At 68.1% G+C, this 24,891-nt stretch carries 24 protein-coding genes and 2 tRNA genes; 6 read left to right on the top strand and 20 right to left on the bottom strand.

What is annotated here, in order from left to right; all coding sequences use genetic code 11:
* Positions 1–2 precede the first annotated feature (2 nt).
* Together EFAMC2_RS07585 and EFAMC2_RS07580 are read right to left on the bottom strand one after the other, a co-directional pair.
* Positions 3–1,040, bottom strand: a complete 1,038-nt coding sequence (locus EFAMC2_RS07585; protein ID WP_154028242.1) for a helix-turn-helix transcriptional regulator — start codon at positions 1,038–1,040, stop codon at positions 3–5.
* Positions 1,040–2,005 (bottom strand): helix-turn-helix transcriptional regulator, encoded by a 966-nt coding sequence (locus tag EFAMC2_RS07580; RefSeq protein ID WP_187325226.1) that lies wholly within the window; start codon positions 2,003–2,005, stop codon positions 1,040–1,042. The genes EFAMC2_RS07585 and EFAMC2_RS07580 overlap by 1 nt, the downstream gene beginning before the upstream one ends.
* A 318-nt stretch (positions 2,006–2,323) precedes the next feature.
* Here EFAMC2_RS07580 and EFAMC2_RS07575 point away from each other — a divergent pair, with 318 nt between their 5' ends.
* Positions 2,324–6,244, top strand: a complete 3,921-nt coding sequence (locus EFAMC2_RS07575; protein WP_154028238.1) for a hypothetical protein — start codon at positions 2,324–2,326, stop codon at positions 6,242–6,244.
* 151 nt (positions 6,245–6,395) lie between these two features.
* On the opposite strand, the gene EFAMC2_RS07570 is transcribed toward EFAMC2_RS07575, so the two are convergent.
* A complete protein-coding gene (locus EFAMC2_RS07570; protein WP_154028236.1) occupies positions 6,396–8,711 on the bottom strand; it encodes a VaFE repeat-containing surface-anchored protein in 2,316 nt (771 codons plus the stop codon).
* Positions 8,712–9,265: 554 nt separating this feature from the next.
* Between EFAMC2_RS07570 and EFAMC2_RS07565 the strand changes: the two genes are divergently transcribed.
* The 3 genes from EFAMC2_RS07565 to EFAMC2_RS07555 all read left to right on the top strand — a co-directional run bounded on the left by EFAMC2_RS07565 (position 9,266) and on the right by EFAMC2_RS07555 (position 11,089).
* A tRNA-Gly gene (locus tag EFAMC2_RS07565) sits at positions 9,266–9,340 on the top strand.
* Between the two features lie 287 nt (positions 9,341–9,627).
* Complete coding sequence (locus EFAMC2_RS07560; protein WP_154028234.1) at positions 9,628–10,908, top strand: aminopeptidase; 1,281 nt, start codon at positions 9,628–9,630, stop codon at positions 10,906–10,908.
* A 105-nt stretch (positions 10,909–11,013) separates the two neighbouring features.
* Positions 11,014–11,089: transfer RNA gene (locus EFAMC2_RS07555), tRNA-Lys, on the top strand.
* Between the two features lie 172 nt (positions 11,090–11,261).
* On the opposite strand, the gene EFAMC2_RS07550 is transcribed toward EFAMC2_RS07555, so the two are convergent.
* The 4 genes from EFAMC2_RS07550 to EFAMC2_RS07535 are packed head-to-tail and all read right to left on the bottom strand — an operon-like array spanning position 11,262 to position 12,760.
* Complete coding sequence (locus EFAMC2_RS07550; protein WP_187325225.1) at positions 11,262–11,438, bottom strand: hypothetical protein; 177 nt, start codon at positions 11,436–11,438, stop codon at positions 11,262–11,264.
* Complete coding sequence (locus EFAMC2_RS07545) at positions 11,438–12,211, bottom strand: N-acetylmuramoyl-L-alanine amidase (protein WP_154028232.1); 774 nt, start codon at positions 12,209–12,211, stop codon at positions 11,438–11,440. Before EFAMC2_RS07545 ends, EFAMC2_RS07550 begins: the two co-directional genes overlap by 1 nt.
* The gene (locus EFAMC2_RS07540; protein ID WP_154028230.1) at positions 12,211–12,450 is read right to left on the bottom strand and encodes a holin; all 240 of its coding nucleotides are present in this window, start codon (positions 12,448–12,450) and stop codon (positions 12,211–12,213) included. The genes EFAMC2_RS07545 and EFAMC2_RS07540 overlap by 1 nt, the downstream gene beginning before the upstream one ends.
* A 1-nt stretch (position 12,451) precedes the next feature.
* A complete protein-coding gene (locus EFAMC2_RS07535) occupies positions 12,452–12,760 on the bottom strand; it encodes a hypothetical protein (RefSeq protein WP_154028228.1) in 309 nt (102 codons plus the stop codon).
* 148 nt (positions 12,761–12,908) lie between these two features.
* Here EFAMC2_RS07535 and EFAMC2_RS07530 point away from each other — a divergent pair, with 148 nt between their 5' ends.
* Positions 12,909–13,778: a tyrosine-type recombinase/integrase gene (locus EFAMC2_RS07530; protein WP_154028226.1), complete on the top strand. Its 870-nt coding sequence runs from the start codon at positions 12,909–12,911 to the stop codon at positions 13,776–13,778.
* A gap of 74 nt (positions 13,779–13,852) precedes the next feature.
* Positions 13,853–14,089: a hypothetical protein gene (locus EFAMC2_RS07525; protein WP_154028224.1), complete on the top strand. Its 237-nt coding sequence runs from the start codon at positions 13,853–13,855 to the stop codon at positions 14,087–14,089.
* Between the two features lie 185 nt (positions 14,090–14,274).
* Here the strand turns inward: EFAMC2_RS07525 and EFAMC2_RS07520 are convergent, their stop codons facing one another.
* The 13 genes from EFAMC2_RS07520 to EFAMC2_RS07460 form a co-directional block, all read right to left on the bottom strand.
* Positions 14,275–15,093, bottom strand: coding sequence for a hypothetical protein (locus EFAMC2_RS07520; RefSeq protein ID WP_154028222.1), 819 nt, complete (start codon positions 15,091–15,093; stop codon positions 14,275–14,277).
* Position 15,094: 1 nt separating this feature from the next.
* A complete protein-coding gene (locus tag EFAMC2_RS07515) occupies positions 15,095–15,325 on the bottom strand; it encodes a hypothetical protein (protein WP_154028220.1) in 231 nt (76 codons plus the stop codon).
* Between the two features lies 1 nt (position 15,326).
* On the bottom strand, positions 15,327–17,279 hold the full coding sequence (locus EFAMC2_RS07510) for a hypothetical protein (protein WP_154028218.1): 1,953 nt from the start codon (positions 17,277–17,279) through the stop codon (positions 15,327–15,329).
* 2 nt (positions 17,280–17,281) lie between these two features.
* The gene (locus EFAMC2_RS07505) at positions 17,282–18,145 is read right to left on the bottom strand and encodes a hypothetical protein (RefSeq protein ID WP_154028217.1); all 864 of its coding nucleotides are present in this window, start codon (positions 18,143–18,145) and stop codon (positions 17,282–17,284) included.
* Entirely contained in the window at positions 18,145–20,943 is a 2,799-nt protein-coding gene (locus EFAMC2_RS07500; protein WP_154028215.1) for a tape measure protein, read from the bottom strand. The genes EFAMC2_RS07505 and EFAMC2_RS07500 overlap by 1 nt, the downstream gene beginning before the upstream one ends.
* A 10-nt stretch (positions 20,944–20,953) precedes the next feature.
* Positions 20,954–21,538, bottom strand: a complete 585-nt coding sequence (locus tag EFAMC2_RS07495; protein ID WP_187325224.1) for a Gp15 family bacteriophage protein — start codon at positions 21,536–21,538, stop codon at positions 20,954–20,956.
* 11 nt (positions 21,539–21,549) lie between these two features.
* Positions 21,550–21,930: a hypothetical protein gene (locus EFAMC2_RS07490; protein ID WP_154028211.1), complete on the bottom strand. Its 381-nt coding sequence runs from the start codon at positions 21,928–21,930 to the stop codon at positions 21,550–21,552.
* A 118-nt stretch (positions 21,931–22,048) separates the two neighbouring features.
* Positions 22,049–22,564 (bottom strand): hypothetical protein, encoded by a 516-nt coding sequence (locus EFAMC2_RS07485; protein ID WP_154028209.1) that lies wholly within the window; start codon positions 22,562–22,564, stop codon positions 22,049–22,051.
* Between the two features lie 18 nt (positions 22,565–22,582).
* A complete protein-coding gene (locus EFAMC2_RS07480) occupies positions 22,583–22,984 on the bottom strand; it encodes a hypothetical protein (protein ID WP_154028207.1) in 402 nt (133 codons plus the stop codon).
* Positions 22,981–23,361 carry a minor capsid protein gene (locus tag EFAMC2_RS07475; RefSeq protein ID WP_154028205.1) on the bottom strand — a complete coding sequence of 127 codons (381 nt, stop codon included), beginning with the start codon at positions 23,359–23,361 and terminating at the stop codon, positions 22,981–22,983. The genes EFAMC2_RS07480 and EFAMC2_RS07475 overlap by 4 nt, the downstream gene beginning before the upstream one ends.
* Positions 23,358–23,657, bottom strand: a complete 300-nt coding sequence (locus tag EFAMC2_RS07470; protein ID WP_154028203.1) for a hypothetical protein — start codon at positions 23,655–23,657, stop codon at positions 23,358–23,360. Before EFAMC2_RS07470 ends, EFAMC2_RS07475 begins: the two co-directional genes overlap by 4 nt.
* Positions 23,654–23,986 carry a hypothetical protein gene (locus EFAMC2_RS07465; protein ID WP_154028202.1) on the bottom strand — a complete coding sequence of 111 codons (333 nt, stop codon included), beginning with the start codon at positions 23,984–23,986 and terminating at the stop codon, positions 23,654–23,656. Before EFAMC2_RS07465 ends, EFAMC2_RS07470 begins: the two co-directional genes overlap by 4 nt.
* Position 23,987: 1 nt before the next feature.
* Positions 23,988–24,887 (bottom strand): major capsid protein, encoded by a 900-nt coding sequence (locus EFAMC2_RS07460; RefSeq protein ID WP_154028201.1) that lies wholly within the window; start codon positions 24,885–24,887, stop codon positions 23,988–23,990.
* Positions 24,888–24,891: the final 4 nt, after the last annotated feature.

The raw sequence follows: 24,891 nt of genomic DNA, 5'->3' as shown, positions 1-24,891 counted from the left end.
GCCTAAGGCTCCCTGCGCCAGGTGCGCCGCGCCTGCCTGATGTCATTGCGCGCGATGGCCCGCATCTCCTGGCGCAACTGCTCGTTGTTGTGGGTCACGTCCTTGCCAAGGGCGAGGACGTGACGGGGGAGCCAATCGCCGCGGAAGTAGGGGATGTCAATCTCGACACGTCCGTCGCCGAGCTGGGCCACCTCGCGCGCGCCACTCCAGAGCCGCACGCGCGCGGCGGCCTTTGGCGAGCAGGTGAGCCGCACCGTTCCGCCGCCGGGTTGCTCTGAGGTGTGGCGCGGCGCCGAGCCAAGCTCGTCGAGAACGCACAGGTTGCGCATCTTGGATGCCAGGAACGTTCTCGACGCGCGGGCGTCAAGGTCATGGGCCCCCACAAGCCACAGCCCCTCCTTCAAGCTGATCTCGCGGGGAATGACCCTTCTCGAGCGCGCCATCTGGTCGTTCTCTCCGCGATAGGAGAAGGCGACGATAGGCTGGCTCACGAGGGCGGGTTCCTCTGGGCTCACGCGGGCGGCGATTATTGACTTTGCGCAAGTCATGAGGGTATCCAGGGGACAGGCGTCGCCCTCCCCCACGGCTTCGGCTTCGTGTGCCTCTGGCGCGATGGGGTGGGGCGACCCGGTCGCGTCAAGTGGAAAGAACGCGCGCTCGATTGCGCCCCGTAGGGGGTCGCTTGGCTTGAGGCCGAGCCGGTCGAGGGCGCCTGCGGCGGCCGTTGCCTGGGGAATCGTAAGGCGCAGGGGAGGTACTGGCGCCGAGGTGAGCGTTGCCACGCGTGCCATCGAGCCATCTGACCCGGAGGCATAGAGGGCGAGCATGGGACCGGAGCTTTCGTCGTCGACGCTACCGCAGCCCGAGTCGCTCGAGAGGCAATGGAGAATCTCCGAGGCACGTGCCTCGGTCACGCCAAGGAGCTCGGAGATGTCGCGGGGGCTGGCGCCGGCGCCCTCTCGGGCGAGCGCGCACAGGACCGCGAGGTCCTCGCCGAGCCTGGTGTCGCAAGGCCTTCCGCGGCCCCGATCTCGAGCCATCACAGCTCACCTCCTGCTTGCGTAAGGCTGAGCCACGCCTCTACGAGGCTGTCGGGCCCGAGGGGCAGGGCGCCAACCTCGATGAGCCACGAAGCCGCGCCGGGCATGTCCCGGGCGGCGATGGTCCACACGATGGCGCCTCCGCGATGGGCCTCGGCGAATCCCCGCTTTCGCGCCGCGGCCTTGAAGGTGGGGCCGGCCGTGCGCGGGACATAGGCCTTGATGGGTACGGCCGGCCCCTCGCCGATCTCGAAGGGGAGCAGCTGGTAGTCGGTGACGTCAAAGTCTGTGGGAATCTCGTAGGGGGCGAAGTCCTCGCGAACCGTGGCCCTCTTAGCACGGGCGAGGTTGAGCGTCCTCATGGCATCGGACTGGCCCTCGCGGCTGCGCAGCCCCACAACATAGATGGAGGACGCGAGCTCGAAGATGCCAAAGACGCGGATGAGCCTGGAGGTGGACCGGCTGTCGGAAAGCGCCTGGTAGCTGAGCTCGCAGGGGAGCCTGCGTTGAAATGCCTCGTGGACGGCATCCATGACGGCGCGGTCGCAGACGTGGGCCTCCCTCTTGATGGCAGGGCTGATGTCTCGGCCGATGCGTGCGACGGCTGCCCCGAGCGCCGAGGGGTCTGCGGTTGCTGGGTCGGTGACGAGCGGCTGCATGATGCGAGCGAGCATGCGGGCGCTATCGTCGTCAAGCTCGCTTAGGTCGGCGATTGTGCGCTTGCGGTCCAGCGTCCAGGTCTTGGAGGTCCCATGGGTTTCCTCGGCAAGGTAGACGCCCTCCGCCTCGAGGGAATCGCGGTCTCGCTTGAAGGTCTTATGGAAGGAAGAGGGGGACACATCTTGGTAGTAACGCCCGAGGATGTCTTGGGTGGAGATGCGTTTCCCCCGAGCGAGGTCGAGGACAAGCTGCATGCGCTGGGCGTCGCGGTGGCCGAGGCGCTTGGTGCCGGAACGACCTGCCATCTGTCCTCCTCGAACATGCCGAAACCGCGGGCGGCGTCGGCTAGCTGGTACCATGGACAATATTCATGGCGGAACTATGCCGTCATACCTCGATTATGCGGCTTCGATGGCCGCGGGGGAAACGAGAGCTTTGCGTATGGCCGAGCATGCGAGTTGGCCGGCCGCATGGGCGATTGGGCGGGCCCGAGGGGACCGTCTCGGCTGCTCTGCGGTTGGGTGGATGCCTGACGGCAGGATTCGCGGTTCGGACTGCTAGACGTATACTCTCTAGTCAACGACTACAGGTAGCGGCCCTGCCGCTATTCGGAAGGTGAACGAATGGGCAAGACGAAGGACTACCTGGACTACCTCAACAACGAGATGGGCATCTCGCCGGCGAGCAGCCAGGAGGAGCTTGACTGCGCACAGTCGCTTGCCAACGAGTTTTCCTCGCACGGCCTGAACCCCCAGATCCAGGAGTTCTCTGCTCCGGCGCTGGGGCTTTTGCCCTATGGCGTTGCCATGGTATTCCTCTTTGTGGGCATCATCCTTGCGGGCATTGGCGGCGTGGTGTCGTTTGTGGGCATAGTGCTGGTGCTGATTGGCGTATGCGTGCTTGCCATGCGCAACGCCGGCAAGGACGTCTTTGCGAAGTTTGGCCCGCGATCTCACAGCCAGAATGTGGTGGCCCTGCGCAAGGCGGATGGGGACGAGAAGTCCCGCGAGCGGCCCATCGTCATCATCGCCCACTACGACACGCAGCGTAACGACCTCTTCTCTCGTCCTGGCCTCGCATCCATCAAGCGCACCCTCGTGCGGGTGTCGCCGTATGCGACGATTGCCGTGGCGGTCTGCACGCTGGCGCAGCTGCTCGTGTTCCTGCCCGCTCCGCTCCGCCGCACGCTTTGGGTGATCGGCATCGTGGCTTCGCTGCCCATGGTGCTCTGGGGCGTCTCCCTCATCGCCTCCAAGTTCATGCCGTACTCCAACGGGGCCATCGACAACAAGTCCTCCGTTGCGGCGATGCTGGGCGTTCTTGACTACGTCACCAATGGAACGGAGCCCCTTGCCCACCGCGAGGAGGAGCGTCGTGCCCGCGAGCAGGAGCAGATGCGCGAGGATGACGTCTCCCCTGAGCCCGCCCCTTCCGTTCAGGTGGCGGCCGCCGCGCCCGTGCGAGAGTCTGCCGTGCGTCCTGCTGAGCCTCGCCGCGAACCTGCCGTTCGCCGAGAGGTTGAGAAGGTCGTCGGCACCCGACACGGCGAGAGCGTTCTTCGCGCCCTCGGCATCCTTCCCGAGACGTGCGAGATCACCTATATAGCGCCCGAGGTTCGCGTGGTGCCGGTTGTCGAGCCCATGGAGGAGCCCACACCGCAGGTCGCTCAGGCATGCCAGCCGCAGCAGGGTTTCGTTGAGGCGCCCGCCGCCCAGGCTGCTCAGTCGCAGCAGGGACACTACGCCGATACGAGTGAGGGCGAGGCCTCCCAGCCGCAGCAGGCTTATGCCGAGGCGGGCGTCGCCCAGGCTCCCCAGTCGCAGCAGGTCCCCGCCGCTCCGTCTCAGCCGGCAGTGACAGACGTTGCGAGCCAGGCCACGAGCGTGGCTTCCTGCGCCGATCAGACTGCGGTGGTACCGCGCGCTGCCGAGACGATTCAGATGCCGGCCGCAGGCGTGACGACCCACATTCCGGCCTCCGTTCCCGTGCCTGCCGAGGTTCCCGTACCCGCCGTGCCTCAGGTCGCAGTTCCCGAGCCCGCGGCGGTATCGACGCCCGCCGCGGTTCCCTCTGTGGCGCCTGAGTCCGTCTCGACTCCGACGCCGAGGTCCCAGCGTGTGGAGCACGCTGCCGAGCCTGCCTTTGTGCCTGAGCCCGCGCCGGCCGCTCCGAACGCCGCTTCGCCCTCGTCCCCTGATGCGGCCGAGTCCGCCGCCGCGTCGACCTCCAATTCCGTCAAGGCCGCGCCGGCCGAGAGCGCGGCCACGGCCGCCCGGGTTGTCGCGCCTTCCGCGCAGCCAGCTGTAATCGAGCCCGGCTCGACGTCTTCCATGCCCGTTGCCCGCCCGGCCTCCGTGGTTCTCAGGGAGCAGGAAGAGGCGGCTGCCGAGCCTGTCGCGACTGCCGCCAACAGTGAGTTGGGCGAGGACGTCGTGACGACGGTCTCTGGCGAGCAGATTGATTACTCGAACAACCCCTACGTCGAGCGCTCTGGCGAGGAATTTGACTACAAAGGTGGCATCGAGAATACCGAGCAGGGCTTTGAGCCCAGCAATGGAACGGCTCCGATGAGGCCGCTGGGCGTTGCCGACCGCATCAGGGCCGGCGTGCAGCCTGGCGCCGGCGAGGGCAAGGAGGCCCCGAGCCCCAAGGAGGTCTTTGCCGGCATCGTCAGCGTGGTGAAGGCCTTCGGCAAGTCCATCGCGGCCGACAAGGTCTCCTTGATGGATGCCTCCTTTGAGGAGCTTCCGGACGACGCGCCGGTCGAGAGCGAGCCGGTAGAGGACGTGCCTGCCCCGGACGGCGCCTGGGACGAGCCCGAGCCGTCTTCCGTCGCTGCGCCTGAGGCCGAGGGTTGGGCCGAGGAGCAGCCGGCGGAGTTCCCGGGGGACGAGGCACCTTCCGATGACGAGCACGCCGATGAGGACGAGGCGTACCCCGAGACCAGCGTTCACGCTTCCGCAACGGCGGAGTCCGAGGCACAGATGTCCGCACCTGAGGCCCAGCGCCAGGAGCCTGCTGCGGAGCCCGAGGATGAGACTTCTGCAGACGCCGACGCCACCGTCGTGATGGGCGCCCAGTCTGAAGATGAGGGGGATGCCACAACGTCTCTCCCCAAGTCCTCGGTGTTCGACCGCTTCTTCTCCAACAGTCTGGACAAGCTTGAGAACGGGCAGCGAACGGACGAAGGCCCAACCGGGGAGACCGACCAGACCGGCCTCAACACCATGGTGGAGGAGGATGCGAACTCCGCCGCCGAAGCCGACCGTCCCGAGCGCACCCGTCCTGCTGCGATTGATGACCCCAACTGGGGCAAGAGCACCTTCACGCCAACGCGACCGGCTCAGCCCACGAAGCCGATGCAGCCCGCCCAGCCTATTGGCCGGCGCTCCGCACTGTTCGACTTGCCCGACCCGTTTGCGGTTGCCGACCCCCTCTCGTCGACGGCCTCCCTTTCCACCGGGGACTCCGACGCCACCGCGCCGATGAAGCGTCGCGTGCCGAGCATTCCTGCCATTGCAGATGACGAGGCTTCGGCGGACTCGACGGCTCCGATGGCTTCCCGCCCGCGCGTTCGCGTCCCCGCCGTCGATCAGCCCTCCGAGGGGGCATCTGCGCCCATGGCGGAGCGTCTTGCTGAGGCGAGCCGCTCTGTGTCCGTGCCTAATCCTGTGAGGATCGAGGGTACGGAGGCCCAGGCGCCTCAGACCGGACGGACCCCCTCCCGCTCTGCCGGCAATTCGCTTTCCTCGTACGTTCCCGCTTGCCCTGAGGGACAGATCAAGGTTCTCAAGTCTGATGCGGGGCAAGCAGGCCAGGATGGCGGCCACAAGAAGCATCGCCTCTCCGGGTTGTTCGGTCACAAGCGCGAGCAGCAGGAGTCCATGTCCGAGTGGCTTGGCGTCGACGAGGACTTCAACGCCAAGACCGATGGCGAGCACATCGGCTCGTGGGACAACTTCGACAGCGACGAGCGCGATGGCCGACGCTGGAAGGGCGGTGCTGCCCGTTCCGTCGAGCTCCGTGGTGGGGCCAATGGCCGCGACGACGACGTGGACGTCGAGCTTCGCGACGCCGTGCTTGCCATGGACGATGATGTCCTGAGGGCGCACGACATCTGGTTTGTGGCCACGGGCGCCTCTGCCCTCGACCACGCCGGCATCAAGGAGTTCGTCGAGTCGCATCGGCGTGACCTTCGCGGCTCGTTCATCGTGAACCTCGAGTGCGTTGGCGCCGGTTCTCTGACGGTACTGACCCGTGAGGGCCTTGGCGTCATTCGTCGAGCCGACCGCCGTTGCTCTGCCCTGCTGTCTGCGGTTGCGAACGACCTGCACATTCCTCTCTCCAAGGAGGACCGCGCGTGGGCAGACACCGAGGCCACGCCCCTCATGCGCAAGTCGCTGCGCGCCGTCACGATCATGGGAATTGGCGAGGGCGACCTTCCGGCCTTCTCTCGCACGGATTACGACGTCCCCGAGAACGTCGACGAGGCCCAGGTCGAGGATGTTGCTGCCCTCATCACCGAGATGATTCGTCGCGCGTAGTCTTGAATCAAGAATGCTCTTAGGCGCCGTCCCGTGTGGGGCGGCGCCTTTTTTCGTGCGAGTTGGGCAGTGGGGTACGCGCGGCTCTACCTCACCTGGGACACCATGTATTTCGTGCGGTAAGCAGGGAGGCTTGCGGTTCCGTATCGCCCTAGATCGAGCGGCGCGACCTCATGATGAGGATTCCTACCAAGAGGCTGGCCGTACCGATGACCCCGGCGATGAGAGCCACTCCCCGGCTTTCGCCTGTCTTCGGGAGTGCCTGGGTGGGTTTTTCGGGCTCCCCTTGAGGCTCCTTGGGCTTCTCAGGCTCTTCAGGGGTCTCCGGGGGAGTCTCGCGCTTGATGACATTCACGCTCTGGTCCGCATCATCAAGGTTCTCATGGCTGGCTACGAGCTTGCCGTCTGTCTCGAGTCTCTCAAAGGCCACAAACGTCGTTCCCGCCATGCCCGTGGTGTCCACCTCGAACTTGACTTGGATGCTGCCGGTTGGGCTTTCTGGGGCCAGCTCCACCGTCGACGTGACCGCATTGCCGTCTCCATCCGTCAGTGGCTCCCCCGTTTCCTTCAGCATCAGCGTGCCAGTGAGCTGGTAGTCGAGACCCGGGGTAAGCCCGCTGTAGGAGACCTCGTCCACCAGGGTCACCGTCTCCCCCTCGGTCACCTCGTGCTTTCCGGAGGCAGAGTCTGTCAGCGTGGTGCCAATGGCGGGCTGCTCCTCATCGTTGTCATCAACAGTGCCCAGGTTCAGGGTCACGGCATTGCGCGAGACGATGACCTCGAAGGCTGCGAGCTGCTTGCCCACATTTGAAGAGCAGCGAAGCTCGGCGAACCGATAGGTGTCGTAGGGAAGGGCGCCCAGCGCGTCATTTGGCTCCGTGGCTTCGTCGGCAGTTCCGCTGAACCAGACTCCGGCCCTGGGGTTGAGTCTCTCCTCATCGACCGATCCATCCGCTCCAAGACACGCGTCGTTGGCATTGGTGTCCGAAGTGTGGGGGTTCCAGCCGCTGCTGGTGTTTATATGGCCGTTCTCGTCGGTCACGACTACATGCCGCTCTCCCGTGGCCTCCGCCGTCACGAGGAAGGGGACGCCCGCGAGGCGCTCCATGGTCTGCCCGTCGACCTTCACCAGGCGCACGTCGCCGCGGATGACCTGCTCGCGCGCCTCCGCCACGACGTAGCTCTCGATGATCTCCTTCGAGCCGGACCCCGTGATTTTCTGGATACTCACGGCATCGCTGACGGGCAGATATCCGCGCGGCGCCTTCGTCTCGCGAATGGCCACGGTGCCAAGCGGCAGGGTGGGTTCACCTTCGGTGGTGATAAAGAAGTCGTCACCGCTCACCAGGTGCTCGGCATCGAAGCTCGCCATGCCGTTAGCGTCGGTCCGAAGGACCCAGGTGCGGTTTGGCTTCTGCGGAAGCTGGCCTTCTGAGTCGTAGTGGCCCGGATACCAACTCACGGTGAATTCGGCGCCCTCGAGGGTGCCGGCGCCAAGCGCGTGTGCACTGCCCGTCTCGGCGTCGAGCTTCGCGAGGACGGCGAGGGTTGGGTCGTGCTGCGGATCGTCCGCGACCTCGATGGATGCGGTCTGCGCGGGGTGAACGGTTATGGGATAGGTTGTCTCGGCAATGGCGTAGCCCCTGCCGGGCAAGACCTCTCGGACGTAGTAGGTGCCGGGTACGAGCTCCACGGCATCCGTGCTGCCGTCCGAGCGGGTGGTGAGCGTTGCCTTGCGGTTCAGGTCCGCGAGGGCATCCCCCTCGCTGGCATAGACGCCATATTGTGCACCGGCGAGGTCGTAGCAGGGATTGTCTGCGGTAAAGGAGCTGTTCGTGCTGGACTTGCGAAGAGACGCCTTGCCGAGCCCGGCGAACACGGCACAATCCTGCACGCCTCCCTCACCGTCGGTGACGATAAGCGCGGCATCCTCAGGCGTATTCGGGTCGTTGGCATGGGCCTTGCCGTCTAGATAGAGAGACTTGGCCACGGTCTTCACATTCTGGGATGCATGCTTCCAAAGCAGAAGCTCTTGGCCAAAGTACGTGGCGCAATACTCGTTTTTCTTCGTGATGACGATGCCGTTCTCGTCTATGGCGCCCTCCTCCATGTGGACGGCAAGCCCGGTGGCGACGAGGGCGTCGTTGCCGCTGACCGTGGCCCCGCCGGCCGCAACCGTGTCCCTGTAGGTGTTCGCTCCGTTGAGGAGGATGTAGCTCAGGATGTGCCCGCCCGGCCGCACCTGGGTGAACGTCACGTTGGATGCGTCGCCCTCGAGGGCTCCGTTGAATGCGGCGCCCTGCTCGTGGCAGTAGACGCGCTGCCCGTCGAACTCGCCTCCCGTCACGCGGAAGACGGACATGTCTGCTGCCCACTGTCCGTTCTCCTTGAGCACGACCATGCCGGAACGTTGAACCGTGATGCTGCCGGGAAGCGCCTGCGCCTGTGTGGGGAGGGTAGCGAGCATTCCGATTATGAGGCCTATCGCCAGCATGGCTGCCCTCAGGAGACGTGCGAATGCCCCTGTCTCTGGCGCGAGTGAGCGTGCGGTGCTGTCACCTGCGACCCCTCCTTGCCGTGATTTGCCGGTTCTTGTCGCGTCCATGTGACCTCCTGTCGTAGTGACCTGGAGGCCGAGCATATGAGGGTGGTCAAACAAAAACCCATGCTGGCGCAAACAGAGGTCTAACGCTGCAGGTAAAGAGGGCAAAAAAGATTGAAAAGGAAGAAGCTTGCAATCTGGGCCAATCGCTCGGGCCATCTAGCTGGCGTGTTGCGGCCTATGTTCCCGGAACTGACCACAGCCTCTTCACACTCCTCCTTTATGGAGCGCCAAGATGTGGGAAGTCCCAGGCCCGGCCGGGAAACGTCCCGTCACTTTCTTCGAGGAATGCGGAGAGGTGAATATGTTCGAGCTGCGTAGAGCCGAGATCGTTCGTGCCGCACAGAAGTGGGATTGCGCTTGCCTGTTCTCGCCCATCCGGGGTACACTCAATCTCACGCCAGCTTCATGGCGCAGATGCGGGCATCGCCAAGTGGTAAGGCAACGGCTTCCCAAGCCGTCATCCGCGGGTTCGAATCCCGTTGCCCGCTCCAGAGCACGTGCAAGGGCAGGCCGGCCGGCCTGCCCTTTCTCTTTCTGGGGAGGATGGCGTGCCTTTCGCAAATCTCGGCCTGGCAGAGGAGCTGCTCAGGCTGCTTCGCCTCTATGAGCTCCCGAACGGCGAGTTTCGGCTCCCCTCGCGCATCTAGCCGCCCGTCCTCTAGCCCCCTGTGCCTCCCTGCACGTCATCGAGACGTTGTGTGCGCTTGCGGCTCGCAGATTATGGGTGCCCGGGCTCGGGTAGCAGCATCATGGTCGATTGGACGAATCTGGAGGAACGATGACCGAGATACCCATGAGCGAGTCCGAGTGCGCCCTTGCGATGAGACAGCTTGAGCCAAGGCTCGAGCAGTACGCCGAGCTTGTCGTGCGAAGGGGCGTGGCCATTCAGCGCGGTCAGGAGCTTGTGGTTACGGCGCCCGTCGAGGCGGCGCCGTTCGTGCGCATGGTGGTTGCCGCGGCCTACGAGGCGGGTGCTGGCCATGTCACGCTCATCTGGTCTGACGACGATCTGTCGCGCCTCGAGTACGAGCACTGCCCTATCGAGCGGTTCCGTGAGCTCCCCTCCTGGAAGGTGGAGCAGATGAACTCGCTTGCCCGCTCCGGTGCCGCGTTCCTGTGGCTTGACGGGGCAGATCCCGACGCCATGCTCGGTATAGACCCCGCCAAGCCCGCCGCGCGCGTGTTGGCCTCGCACAGGCAGTGCCCGGATTACCGCCGTGGCCTGGACTTTGGCGAGAACGCCTGGTGCATCGCCGGCGTGCCGGTTGTTGCGTGGGCGAGGAAGGTCTTTCCGGACGCGTCTCCCCACGAGGCGGTGTGCAAGCTCTGGGAGGCAGTCCTTGACGTTGCCCGCGTGGCGGATGGCGACCCCGAGGACGCTTGGGAAACACATAACGCGGCGCTTGCGAAGAGCAAGCGCATGCTCAACGAGCGCCGTTTCGTGAAGCTTCACTACACCTCAGAGAACGGAACCGACCTGACGCTTGGCCTGCCGAACCGCCACATTTGGGAAGGTGGCGCCGCGTGCACGAGAGGCGGGGTGTTCTTCTTTCCCAATATGCCCACGGAGGAGGTGTTTACCTCCCCCGATCGCAGTCAGACGGAGGGGATTGTGCACTCGGTGCTGCCGCTTGTGCATAACGGCTCCGTGGTTCGCGACTTCTGGCTGCGCTTTGAGGCAGGCCGCGTCGTGGAGTTTGGCGCCGAGCAAGGCAAGGCGGTGCTCGAGAACATCCTGGGGACCGACGAAGGCGCCCGCTACCTTGGTGAGTGCGCGCTCATCTCAAAGAACACGCCAATTCGCCAAAGCGGCCTGCTCTTTTACAACACGCTCTATGACGAGAACGCCAGCTGTCACCTTGCCCTGGGCAGGGGATTCGCGGACTGCTATGAGGGCGGCACGGACATGACGAAGGAGCAACTGCTTGCGGCCGGCATCAACGACAGTGCGCAGCATGTGGACTTCATGATTGGGGCAGACGACCTGAATGTGACCGGTATTACCGCTGATGGCCGCGAGGAGCCGATTTTCGTCCACGGTCAGTGGGTGTGGGAATAGGGTTGCCGGGTTGTTCGGCCGCCCCCAGTTCCGCGCCCGCCGCAAAAGACGACATCGGCTAGAATCTAAATCCGCACCGCACGGCTCAAGCCGCAAGCGGCTGCCGCGCCGTTAGCTTAGTTGGTAGAGCAGGGGACTTTTAATCCCAAGGTCCAGGGTTCGAGACCCTGACGGCGCACCAGAGAAGACGCAGGCCGGAGGGCGTGAATGCTCTCCGGCCTGCTTTGTTTTCGACAAACCCTTGGGACGAAATGGGGCTAAAGTCGGTTTTCGACAAAATAGCGGATACAAAAAGCTCCTCCCCGCCCGAAGGCGAGGAGGGGTGTCGCACCTATGTCGCACCTGTGTCGCGCCTAGGGCAAGGCGCCGTAAATGACGATGTGAGTCTCGGCGGGCGGGTCGGTCACGACGGGCCTGAGGTCTGAGTCGGGGCCGGCCGCTCCCGCGGACATGGTCTCCGCGAGCATGACGGCCCACAGAGCGAGTTCGAGCGCCAGGAAGGCGAGCAGCTCCCCGATCGCGCGGCGCACTAGCCCACCCTCACGAGGTAGTCGTCCGCCTCGGGCTTGCCCGTGGCCCTGCCGACGGCGACGTAGCGCTCCTTGCCGCTCGTGGCCCCGGTGTAGCGGCCCCAGACGTAGCCGTCGGCGACCTTGTACCAGCTGTCGAGCACGACGGTCTGGTTCTTGTGGTAACTGGCCACGACGGAGCCGGACAGCCCCGGCTCGTCCCTGACGTTGAGCGTGCCGACCGTGCAGCGGTAGGTGCCGCCCGCAAAGCCCGTTGAGCCGGACTCGGGCGCGCCGCCGGTGACGGTGCCGCCCGTGATGCGGGCGTGGAGGGCCACCCATGCGTCGTGGTGCTGGACGTAGTAGAGCGGGCACATCTTGCGGCTCGCGTCGTAGTGACGCACGACGCGCTCGGCTGGCACGCCGAACCGCGTCATGAGGCGCTGGACGAGCCACGTAAGGCGGTCGATTTCGGCCTCGGTGTAAGGCCCGCCGTTGTTGCAGACCTCGATGCCGACGCTGTTAGCATTGGTGATGCCGTAGCGGCCGTGGCCGTCGCCCACGTGCCACGCGGCGTGGGCGGAGGGGTCCGCGTACTCGTAGATGGAGCCGTCGTCGATGAAGTAGTGCGCGCTCGCCTGTCGGTCGCCGCCCGCGAAGTACATGCAGTTGCGCTTAGCGCTGCCTGCGGCGCTCGTGCCGTCGCCCACGTAGTGCACGACGATGTAGCGCACGGCCTCACGGCGCGGCGAGAGGTTGTAGCCGCCGTGGTAGGTCTCGATGGGGTAGCCCATTACTCCTCGCCGCCCTCGTGAGACGGTCCCGGCTGCGCGCCGTCCACCTCTGGTAGGTCGGTCGCGACGCTGGTCAGCAGCGACACGACGGCGGCGACGCCCGCCACGCTCGCGATCTGCAGCCAGTCGAGGTCGGTGAATCCGACGCTCCCGGTGCCGATGAGCGCCACCGCCGTCTGGGCCGCCGTCTTGACGGCGCGGGTGAGGGCCGCGACGGCCCATTCCTCGTACTTCTCCATGCTAGTCCTCCTTGTCCCCCCTGACGGGGGCCTCTATGATCTCCTGGTAGTAGTGCGTGCCGGTGCCGTTGCCGCCCATGCCGTGGTAGGCGTCGTAGACCTGCGTCGCCTCGCGCTTGGCCCAGTCCGGGCAACCCTTGCCGCTGACCACGTAGCGCTCGTGGAGGTCCACGAGGCGGCTCCGCAGCATCGTCCTGGTGCCCTCCTGCATCGCGTCCATGACCTTGTACAGGCGCATGATCGCGCCCGCGAGGGCCGCGAGCGCCGCCGGCACGGCCCACTGGACGGCCGCGTTGGCCAGTTGTTCCACCAATCCCTGTCTCCCCTCTCGCCGCGCCGTTGGCGCCGTCCGACTGTCCGGCAGACCGTAAGCCTCCCGTAACGCGGCGGAATCCCCGACGCTTCCGGTGGCGCGCGCCGCCGGGGCGCGTGGGATTTCCGATTGAATCGAGGTCGAAATGTTGTTTGAAACCGCCGTGCGCGAGTACATGGACGACAAGGCGAGGCGCCTGCGCGCCTGCACCATCGCGGGCTACGAGTCGGCGCTCGCGCTGCACGTGCTGCCGAGGTGGGGAGGGGTCGAGCTGGAGTCCATCGCGCCCGAGGACGTCCAGGCCTGGGTCGATTCGTTCGACCTCCCCGGCGCCGCCGAGAAGGCGTACAAGACCCTGCGGCAGGTCGTCCGATGGGCGATTCGCCGCCTGGGCGTGCGGATGTACGACCCGACGGCTTCCGGCGTCGAGCTGCCGCGCAAGGCCGCGCGCCGCCCGCGAACGATGGAGGCGGGACAGGTGCGCTCCTACCTCCGCGCCCTGTGGGGCCACGAGTGCGAGGCCGTCGCCATCTGCTCGGTGACGCTCGGCCTCCGTCGCGGCGAGGCGTGCGGCCTCAGGTGGTCCGACATCGACCTGCGCACGGGCGAGGTGCGCGTCAGGCGCTCGCGGCAGGTGGTCCATGGCCGTGAGGTCGTGGAGTCTCCGAAGACGGAGCGCTCGGCGCGGTCCTGCTGGCTCCCCCGCTTCGCCGTGAGGCGTCTGCGCGCGCTGCGCAGGGGCCGCACGGGCTGGCTCTGCGAGCTGTCGCCCGACGCCGTCGCGCGGCGCATCCGGTCGGCCTGCCGACGGGCGGGCGCGGCCTGGACCTCGATGACCGAGTGCCGGCACACGTGGGCGACGCTCGCGGTCGAGGCGGGCGTGGGCATCGAGACCGTGGCCATGATGCTCGGCCACACCGACATAGGCACGGCCTACGAGCATTACATCGTGCCCCGTCCGCGCATATGCAAGGACGCGCAGCGCGAGGTCGAGCGGTTGCTCCTCAACGGGTAGGGCATTCCGTATCCCCGATAGAGACTCATGCCTTCGACGGCCTCCTCGTCGAGGGAGCGGCGCGCGGCGGCAGCGTGACGGTGCATATCGCGGGAAACGATGCGCTCACTAATACCCAAGGCATAAAGGTCGGCTCCGTTAAAACCGCCTACCGTCCAAAGGTTCCTGCCCGGGCCATCTTCGGCACGCAGGACACGTCGTGGGGCATCGTGTCCATCGACGTCGACGGCGTCGTCAAGCTGATTCACCGCTACGGCAAGGACACGCTGACGTGGGGCACCGTCGACATATCGCTGACGTACACGATCTAGCATTCCGTATCCCGGGTTTCCGCAAAGGCGGACGCTGCAGAAGCGAAAGCGAATCAAGCGGCAAACTCAACGAACATGGCGAAGCTGCTTGACGATTACACGCGCCCGGGAGTTCACGCCATCGGCATCTCGTGGGACGGTAAGAATCTTAGGTTCTACGTCGACGGGAACAACGTCAGGGCGCTCTAGACCTTCGTGTTCAGCGCGAGCATCCAGTTGATGCGCAGAAAGCTCGATACCACCTGCCCGAACTGAACGCGGATCATCTTCCGCGAGTCGTCGAACTCGGCGTGCATGGCACCGACGGTCTTCGTGGACGGGTCTCCGTTGCTGACGAAGCAGGCGAGGCGCGCCGAGGGCAAGCCGCTCTTGGCGAAGTCCGCGACAGAGCACCCCAGCTCGCTTGCGGCCTCGCTGTAGCTCATCAGGTCCCAGAAGACGTTTTCGCCGACTTTAATGACCGTCGTCCCGACGGCAAGCTTGACAGGGGAAACCCGGGATACGGAATCCCCGAGGGTCTTCAGAGTCGACGCCACCGGCGCGATCCTCACGGGAGCGCCGGGCGTGATGCCGTTGAGCGGGATGCGCCACAGCGGCATCACGGCGCTTGCGGAGCCGCTGGAGATGTCGCCCTCGGTCACCTTTGGGTCCGCGGCCGTGCCGGTGGTGGGCGTGCCCTTGACCACCTCTGCGGCGAAATTCTCGACGCCGGTGGATGCGTTCTTGGTGTAGCGGCACACAACGAGGTCGTTGCGCTTGTAGCCTGACGTGCCGCTCTCGACCGTGAGGTCGACCGCGGCCTCGTTGGTGACCACGCGGCCGTCCATGACAAGGTCTCCGGTGCAGACGCGCACCTTGTTCGCGGTCTGCATCTCGGCCGTCATCTGGTCCAGCGTCGGCAGCACGTAGCGGCCCTTGCCGGCGACTCCCTCGACGATGCGACCGAGCTGCGAGGCGGTGATGTGGTCCTTGCCCTGGAAGGCGAAGACGCCGTCGAACGCCATGCTACTCACCCCTCTTGGCCATGAAGTCTCCGAACGCGGCGTCCTGCGAGGACGCGAGCGTGCGGTAGCCGTCGTAGCAGCCGGGGCACAGCAGGCGCGAGACCTCCGTGCCGTCGGCGGTGTAGCGCTTCACGCTGCGCCAGCTCTGGGCCTCCGGGGCGTTGTCCGTGGCGTACAGGGTCTTCGCGCACCTGTCGCAGACGAGCTGCGAGTAGCCGCTGGTCTTTGCCATGCTAGGCCTTCCTTTCCCACTTGAAGGCTCCGAGGCTCGGAACCCTCTCCCATGTACCGCCGTATGCTCCCGCCGGGCTAACGGCCGATGTGCTCTCGAAGACGCTGCCCACGGGGTGGGCGGCGAGGAAGCCCGCGGCGGCGCCCCGTCCCTCGCAGGTGATCGTGACGTCCTCCGAGCCGTCGAAGGAGGCGGAGCCGGTGACGGCGCCCGTGAGCGTCACGGTGCGGGCGTTCCTCAGCCTCGTCGCCGTGGCGGCGTTGCCCGTCGCGTTGCCCGTGCCTCCTCGGGCCACGGGCAGCACCCCGGACGAGACGTCGGAGGCAGCGTGGGTGTGGGAGGACGCGGCGTAGTCTCCTGCCGGCTGGTAGTCCCCCGCCGGCTGATAGGTCGATGGGGCCGCGTCGAGGGCCCTCTTGTCGGCGGCGCTCATGAGCCCGTCAGACGTATGCGTGGCAACGGCTGACGGGATGGTGACCGAGCGGCCCTGGGCCGACGTCACGTGGCCGCGGGCGTCGATGGAGAGCCGCGCGCCGACGGTGACCTTCGAGCCGAAGCCCGGGGTCGAGTCGGCGGTCGGCCCGTAGGCCCCCGCCGACACGCCGGACGCCGCGTGGGAGACCGTGACGGCCATGTCGGCGCCAGTCGAAGCCGCGACCGCGCCGGAACCCGTGACGGAGGCCACGCGAGCCGCGACGGCCTCGGAGACCTTGGAGACGGCGCCCTGCCTGGCCTCGGCCTCGGCGTCGATGCGCTTGCCAAGCGCGGAGTCGGCGGACTCGCGCGCCTCCGCCTCCCTCGCGACTGCGGTGGACGCCCCGGCAGCCGTGTTGGAGGCGCCCCTGGCGACCTCGGCCAAGGCGTCGAGCTTCGCCTGCGTCACCTCGGCTGAGATGGTGCGGCCGACGATGGAGATTCCCTCGCCCGCGGCATACGCCGCCCCGCCGGAGCCGGAGGACTCGGAGGAGCCGGAGGACGCGCCGGACTGCGCCGTGCCGCCGGCCCTGTACGTGACGGTCGCGCCGAGCTCGTCGACCGTGGCGTCGACGGTGCCGACCACCACGCTCACCTCGGTGCCGGTGCCTACGTCGGTGCCGGGGACCACGTCCCCGACGGCGTAGGCGCCGTCGACGTCCAGGGTGGCGTCCATGGAATCGGCCTGCTGGTACTCGGAGAGCTTCTTCGGCCCCTTGACGGACAGCTCGTCGGCGCCGGCGTTGGAGTAGTCGTAGGTCGTGGCCCGCTCGTCGACGCCGAAGAGGCTCTGCCTGCCGGAGACCTTGCCGGCCTCGTCGGCGTACCAGTGCTGCACGACGCGGTCGCGCAGCTCGCCCGAGCCGAGGCACACGAGGTGGTTGTAGGGACGGCTCACCCTCGTCACGTCGACGCCCGCCTGGTCGGAGGTCGGGCCGTCGGACCAGTCCACGACGGGGACGGCGGAGAGCACTGCGCGGGAGGCTGCCGAGTCGTAGGCCACCGCGAGCCTCGCGCCGGACGCCGAGAGCATGGCGCGGATGCCGGAGTAGGCGTCGCAGAACCGCTCGAACTGGTGCCTCACCTCGATGCCGGACGCGGCGGAGGAGACCGTCATGACGTCGGAGAGGCCCATGCGCGAGACGAGCGAGAGCAGGACGGCGTTGGCCTCGCCCGATACCGTCAGGTAGTCGGCCCCGGCGTCGGGGCACAGGACCCGGTCGCGCAGCATGCCGTGCCAGGAGCGGCCGCGGTACCTGATCGTGCCGTCGGACGAGCTCGCCTCGCGCTCGTCGACCACGCCGCCGTACTCGGTGCCCTCGACGTAGACGAGCGCCCCGTCCTCGATGCGCTCTGGCGACGCGATGTCCACCGTGAGCTCGAAGTCGTTGCCGGAGTCGCCCCACACGGTGTTCAGGGACGCGCCGCGAAGCACGCCCACGTCGACGCGGCTCGCGTCGGTGTAGCAGATGTCCGGCATACCTAGCCCTCCTCGTAAGGCACGGCGGTCCTGACCTCGTAGGTGACGAGGTCCATGCGGCAGTCGTTGCCCCACGCGAGGTCGGAGTCGCCGCAGGGCATCGGCTCGAAGATGTAGGAGCCCGAGCCGGACGCGCCCCGCTCGCGCTTGCTGTAGGCGTTGACGTGCGTGCCGTCGCGCAGGACGAGGGCGACCGTCCTCTCGCGCGAGTCGACCTCCAGCCTCGCGCCCTCGGGCACCTCGACGTTCACGCGGTATAGGTTGCCGGCCACCCTGATATACGGCGAGGTCACCGGGCCGTAGGCCCGCCACAGGAACGGGGACGGGAACTCGCCCGCCACGCTGAGCGTGGCCGACGCCCGCTCACGGCGCAGGTCGAGCGGGAAGTCGCGAGGGAAGTCGCGGCCGCCGCTGGCGGACGCCGTCTCGGGGACGAAGGCCCTCTCGCTCGGCCTCGCCCACGACGGGTCCTCGACCAGCAGGGTGAGGGTCATCTCGGCGTATCGGTCGTCCTGCCAGTACTTGCCCGGCTCGCCGGCCACGATCCAGCAGCGCATCGACCAGCCGCCGACCCACAGCTCGCCCGGCTCGCCCGCGGCGACGTCCGGCTCGCCGATGGAGAGCACGAGGTTTCGCAGCTCGATGCCCTCGGCGGCGGTCTTGGCCGCGATGCCTACCGGGAGCTTGACCTTGGTGGGCTTGGACGGGCGCCGCGAGAAGGACGTCACGCGCCCCGACCCCTTGCCGGTGGAGAAGCTCCACTCCCAGTTGCGAAGCTCGTGCTTCAGGTAGTGCAGGGACTCGACGGAGCCACCGAGCTCGATGGACTCGCCCCTGCGGTTCACGTAGCGCATGTCGGTTCGCATTACGCGCTCACCAATTCCCTCACGATCTTGCCTGCCTCCCTCTTGTTGACCGTCATCTCGACCGGCTCGCCCAGCGCGCGCTCTATGCGGTCGCCGACGGCGTCGATGCGCTCGCCGATCGCATCGGCGATGGAGCGCTCGCGGTCCTGGGCGCCGGAGTCTGGCGCGCCGCCGGAGAGCTGGGCGCCGAGCGTGGCCATGACGCGCTGCGCCGGGGAGTCGGCGAGCGGCAGCGCCTCCCAGTCGACGGCCGGCGCCTTGGCCTCCGGCACGTAGGAGAAGACCCCGTCGACCGACCTGCGCCACTCGTCGGCCTCCATCTCGACGCCGGCGGCGGCTCCGAGCGGGATGAAGCGGCCGACCTCGTCGCGGAACTTGCGCGACGGCGAGGCGATGCCGAGGGCCCTCTTGGCGGAGTCGAGGGCGTTCCTCGCCGCGTTCGCCGCGGCGTCCACCAGTCCGCCGATTGCCCCGCCGATGCCGTTGATGACGCCCTGGATCATGTTGCTGCCGACGCTCGCGAAGTCGAAGCCCATCATCGCCTCCCTCGCCTGCTCGATGAGCGAGCCCACGGCGGAGACGAGGCTGCCCACCGTCTGCGGCACGGCCTGCGCGATGCCGAGGAATAGCGTCACGGCGGAGCCGATGATGAGGCCGATGAACGTCGGGATGTTCGACACGACGGTGCCGATGAGCGACCCCACCGCGGAGACCACGGACGGCAGCACCTGCGGGAGGGCGCGGGCGATGCCGAGGAACAGGTTCACGGCGGCGGAGAGCACGAGGCCGAGGAAGGCCGGCAGCGCGGCCACGACGCCGTTTATGACGACCGGCAGCGCGGCCACGACGGCGGGCAGCACCTGCGGCAGCGCCTGCGCTATCGCGAGGAACAGCTGGCCCGCCGCGGCGAGCAGCGCGGGGGCGTTCGCGGCGAACGTCTCGGCAAGGCCGGAGACGAGCTGCGGCACGTAGGGCGCCGTCTGCGCGGCCACCTCGGACAGGGCCTGCAGGATGCCCGCGAAGAGCTGCATGGCGCCCTCCAGCAGCGCCGGGGCCGCCGCCACGAGCGTCTCGCAGATGACCTGGGCCGCCGCGCCGGTGAGCTCGACGAGCTGCGGGACGCAGCCCTCGACGCCGGACACGATGGTCTGGGCGAGGCCCGCGACGGCCGAGGCGATGGCCGGGCCGTTCGCGGCGAGCGCGGACGCGGCGGCCGGGGCAGCCTGCGCGATCGCGTCGAACACGGGCCCGACGAGGCCGGAGAGGCCGGAGACGGAGGACGCCACGCCCTGGAGCGCGGAGCCCATGTCGACGCCCAGCATCTGGCCGGCGAGGGCGGCCCCTCCCAACGCGGCGGCGAGGGCGCCCACGACCACGACGGAGCCGCCGAAGGCAGATGCCACGCCGGCCGCGGCGTTAACGGCGGCGGGCCCGATGCGGGAGAGCGCTGGCCCGGCGGTCGAGGCGAGCCTGCTGAAGGACCCCGTGATGCGGTCGAGTGGGTCCTGCTTGAACGCGGCCAGCGCCACGTCGGCCTCGGTCAGGCCGTTGACGACGACGTCGGTCGCGCGCTTGGCCCCGCCGGACAGCGCGTCCCACGTGAGACCGGCCATCCCCTCGGCGTCCTCGCGGAAGAGCTGCACATAGGCGATGCACTCGCCGACGGCCCCCCTCACGGCCCCGAACGCCCCCGACGCACCCCTGGCCGCGGCGGGCAGCGCCGTTCCGGCGGCCTTCGCGGCGGCGGTGCTGGCCGGGGCGAGAAGGCCCATCGCCTTCTCCAGCGCGGCGGCCGGGGCGGCGGCGGAGCCGAGCGCCTTGCCGGCGACCATCAGCGCGGGGCCCGCGGCGGCCGCGAGGCCGAGCGCCTGCGCGACGGCCGACACCTGCTCGGGGGACAGCTCGGAGACGGCGGAGGACAGGCCCGAGACGGCGCCCGCCGCCGAGGACATGGCCCCCTCCAGCGTTGGCATGAGGTTCTCGACCAGCTCGCCGAGCGGGTCGGCGAGGTCGGCGAGGGTGGACGCGAGCTCCTTGTAGGCGTCTGTCTTGTAGGCCTCCTTCACGGCGCCCTCGGCGGCGTCCCCGAGGTTGGAGAGCGCCCCGGAGAGGGTCTTCGACTGCTCGGCCATGAGGCCGCCGAAGTCGCCCTCCATGCCGGCCTTCAGCGCGGCGATGCCCGTCGCGGCGTCGACGCTGCCCTTCGTGACCATCTCCTGCGCACCCGCGACGTCGGTGCCGAGGGCCTCCGCGAGGTACTTCCAGGCCGGGATGCCCTGCTCGGTGAGCTGCAGCATCTCCTCGGACATGACCTTGCCCTTGGCCTGCATCTGCCCGATGGCTCGGGTGCAGGCGTCGATGCCCTCCTGGCCTGAGCCGAGCGCCGCCGTGGCGTCGCCGACGGCGGTGAGCGTCGGGATGACGTCCTCGGCCGCGAAGCCGTATGCCAGCAGCTTCTGGGTGGCGTCGGTGAGGCCGCTCATCTCGAACGGCGTCTTCTTGGCGAAGTCGGTGAGGTCGGCGATCATCTGCTTGGCGCGCTCGGGGCCGAGCATCGTCGAGAGCGCGATGTCGGCCTGCTCGGCGGCGCTGGCCGTGGCGAGCGCCCATTGGGCGGCCTTCACGCCGGCGGCGGTCAATGGGGCCGTCACCGCGGCGGAGAGCCCCGCTCCCCACCCGACCATGGACGAGGAGACGCGAGAGAGCGCGGAGGACGTCGACGCAGAGAGGCCGGACACCGCCTCGTTGAACTTCGCCGGGTCTCCGAGAATCTCGATTACAACCTTGCCGTCAGCCACCAGCTACCCCCTAGAACCTCGCCTCCGCGGACTTGCGCAGTTCATCATCCGTTGGCGATAACGCCCAGGCGCGGGCCCGGCGCGAGTGCTCGGCGCGGGCCTCCTTCGAGCCGCCGTGCAGGGGCGAGCGGGCCGAAACGGCGGCCGCGACGAGGGAGTCGGGCGTGCGGAGCAGCGAGAGGAACAGGGCCATGAAGCGGTACCAGTGGAGTTGGGTGGCGGGGTCGGCGAGGTCGATGCCGTAGAACCGCGAGAAGTCGGCGGCGACTATCCCGGCGTCCTCCGACCAGTCGAACACCCGGCGCGGCGCAGGGCGCCCGGGGCGGTTCGCGCCGCCGGGCATCTCGCCGTAGCCGACGAGGCCCCACGCGGCGTCATGCCACGCAAGGCCCGCGGACAGCGCCTCTGCCGGCCTGCGCGATACCTCGCGCGGCAACTCCCCGCCCTTGGCGTAGAGGCACCTCAGGAGGTCCGTGCGGCCCTCCGCCGTGCCCCTGTCGAGCGTCTCGGCGAGCAGCCCCGCGCGGAACCCGCTGCGCACATGGACGGGGGCGCCGCCGACCTCGACGGTCGACGGCGCCCCGTGAAGGATCACCTCGAGCAAGGCTAGTCCTCGTCGAGCGTGTCGGTGGAGCCGGCGGCGGCGCGCATCGCCTCAATCGACTTGTCGGAGCCGACCACGTCGACGAGGATGCGGATGACGTCGATGATGCGGTAGACGTTGAGCGCGTTCGGGCCGCCGACGAGGCGGTCTGCCGCCTGCTCGCCCATGGCGGACGCGACGATCTCGCGGCCGCTCCTCGCGGCCTCGCACAGCGCCTTCATCTGGTCGTCCTCGCCGAGCTTCTCTGAGATTCCGGTGAGCGCGCGGCGCCACTCGTCGGCGGCGAAGATGAAGCTGGGGTTGCCGAGCTCGACCTCGTACTCCTCGCCGTCGATGGCGATCTGCTCCGTCGGGTTCTTGCGCAGCGTGTAGCTCTTGGCCATGGTTTCCTCCCAAGGGTCGTAGGCCGTTTACGTGGCGGCATCGTCGGCCACGGGTAACGCAAAAAGCCGCCCGGCGCTCTCGGCTCCGGGCGGCTCCCTTGGGAGGGCTTCCTCGCGGCTACGCGGACGCGGTCGCGGGCGTGAAGGTCGCCTTTGTCGCGTCGAAGGTGCCGGTGTCGTACTCGGTCGTGATGGTCAGGGTCGGGTTCATCACGATGGGCGCGATGTCGTCGCCGGAGAAGGGGTTCATGTTGAGCGTGGCCTGCGCGTGCTTGGCCACGAGGGCGGTCTGCGCGACCGCGGTCCCCTTCCCGAAGTCGTAGCCGATGGTGCGGACGTACTCGACGGCCACGTCGGTCTCGTCCTCGTACTTGGCCAGCTTCTGCTGGATGCCGCCGGGGCCCATCGCGTCGATCTCGAACTCGACGGTGTCGGTGCGGCCGAGCACGAACTTGGGCTGCACCTTGCGGTCGAGGTAGGTCGGCTCGTAGGTGTTGGTGTCGCGGCTGGAGTCGGCCTTGGTGTCCTCGGTGACCTGCACGTAGGCGGTCTCGCCGGGGAACTTGACCCAGTGCTGGATCTCGTAGATGGATACGGGCTTGCGGGCGGTGCCCGCGGTGTCGCTTCCGGGCATTTCTTGCTCCTTCCTCGCCTACGCCATGTAGGTGATCGTCGCTTGCATCTGGTACGCCACGGCCCCGTCCTGCTCGGTCGCGTACTGCGCCGGCAGGCTCGTGACCTCGTGGCTGCGCACGGAGACCCCGTCTGGGCACTCCCCGGACTCGACCGCCCTCTGCAGCAGCCGGAGGCGCGCGAGCGCGTCGATGCGCGGCCCCTCGTCGCCGCGCGGCATCACCCGGAGGTAGACCTCGTAGCCGAAGCGGCGCACGCCCCCGCCGGAGAGGTAGCGGCGCACCCACGGCTCGCCGGGGGACGCCTTGACCATGCAGGCGTCCGCTCGGCGCGTGAAGCAGCCGTAGGCGACGTCGATGTCTGGGCCGAGCACGCCGGATACCCAGTCGGTCACGAGCCTGGAGATGTCCGTCGCGCTCATAGCCTCTCCTTCATGGCGGCCCCGAACACGCGGTTCCACTCGTCGCCGTGGTCCGCGTGCGCGTGGTCGTACCAGTGGTCCGTGGCCCTCGGCGCCCTGAGGGCGTTCTGGGCCGTGTCGTGGTTCAACGCGTTGTAGTACTGAGTCCTCGCGTAGCGCGAGGTCTCGCCGTCCCCGCCCCACTCGACGTAGGCCTTGTCGCCGGACTGGCGGGTGGCGCCGGAGGCCTGCAGGGCGCCCGTGTCGTAGGGCACGTACTCGGTGCAGCCATCCAGGACGTTCTCCGCCGTGATGCCGAGGGCGGCGCGCCTCGCGGCGTCGACCTTCTCGGCCGCGCCGGAGACGTCGACCGACCTCAGCCTCAGCCTCAGCCTCATCTCGCCGTCACCTCCGTGTGGTGGTGCCCGCCCCTCATGTACCAGGGCCTCACGGTGGCGACCGTGAGCGCCTCGGCGGGAGGCTCGGCCTCTCGGCTCGCGCCGACCTGCAGGGCGTCGCCCGGCCTGACGTCGGGGTCGACCGGGAAGAAGACGCGGGTGGCGCCGGCGGTCGTCGGCCCCACGGCGGACGGGGCCTCGCCCTCCTCCTGCTCGACGCGCACGCCGGAGTAGAGGAAGCGGACCCAGCGGCCGGAGCCGCGCCGCCACACGGTGACGTTCTCCCAGCCCATCATGCCAGCCCCCTGTAGAGCAGGCCGGTCCCGGCCAGCCACGGCGAGACGGCGTCGAGGTCGGTGGACCCCGAGCGCGACTCGTCGTAGGTGACGCTGGTCGAGCCGACGGTCTCGGACTTGACGCCCTGGCCGTCGACGCCGCCGACGCGGTCGACCATGGCGCACAGGGCGCCCATCCACGCCCGCGCGTGCCCGGCGGGGACGTCGGCCCCCGTGAGCTCCGTAAGGCGGGCGCGCGCCCTGGGCAGGGCCGCCATGAAGGCGTCCTCGCCCAGCGAGCCGCGGTAGAGGTCGCCGGCGTAGTCGGCGAAGGTCAGCTCGGGCGCCATGCTACGCGGCGGCCTTCGGGTGCAGGACGCCGGCGGCCCTGGTCGCCTTCACGGCGAGGCCGCAGACGAGCTCGCAGTCGCCGGTCTTGACCGCGCCGGGGGCGGACCAGTCCGGCAGGGTCACGGACACGGCGTTGCCGCCGGCGAGGGTGACGCCGTGGACGCCGTCCATGCCGAGGCAGCAGGCGTAGACGTCGCCGGTGGAGAGGGCGCCGTCGCGCATCTCCTGGATGGCGATGCCGCCGTAGGAGGGGACCACGCGGCCGGCGGTCTCCATGGTCTGGGTGCCGAGGCCGACCACGCGCAGGCAGGCGTTGAGCTTGACGCGCTGCGCGGGGCTCATGAGCAGCACGTCGGGGGTGCGCATGAGACCGGAGAGCATGGTGTCCAGCTCCTCCATGTAGGCGAGCGCGGCCGCCTGGGTGACGGTGGTCAGGTCGGTCTTGGAGGTGGACTCGGTGGAGGAGCCCTTCAGCGCCTTGGCGAGGCCGTCGAAGCCGTTGGTCTCCTTGACGGTGTCGCCGGAGATGAAGGTGGAGTTGAACTTGCGGATGATCGCGTTCTTGGACTCCTCCAGGTACAGCTCGTAGAGGTCGCCGGCGGCGTCCTTGGCAACGCGGTCCATGGTCCACTTGTCGGACAGGATGCCGACCGCGGTGGACTTCTTCTCGACCACGGGCGCGGTCTCGGCGGGCTCGGCGCCGAGGGCGCGGAACGCGGCTGCGGCCGGGGTCTTCACGCGCTTGTAGTTGTAGACGAGGTCGGAGGTGCCGTTCGCGGTCATGCAGTCGTCGAAGGTCAGCGCGGAGAGCAGGTAGCTGTCCGTGATCGTCTCGTTGACGAAGCCCTGCACCATCTTGTCGGTGGAGTTGGCCGCGAGGTCGGCGAGGGTGATAGCCATGTTG

The organism is Olsenella uli, from assembly GCF_901212655.1.
GTDB lineage: Bacteria > Actinomycetota > Coriobacteriia > Coriobacteriales > Atopobiaceae > Parolsenella > Parolsenella uli_A.
Note: the sequence above shows the minus strand (reverse complement) of the source record. Positions and strands in the feature narration are given on the sequence as shown.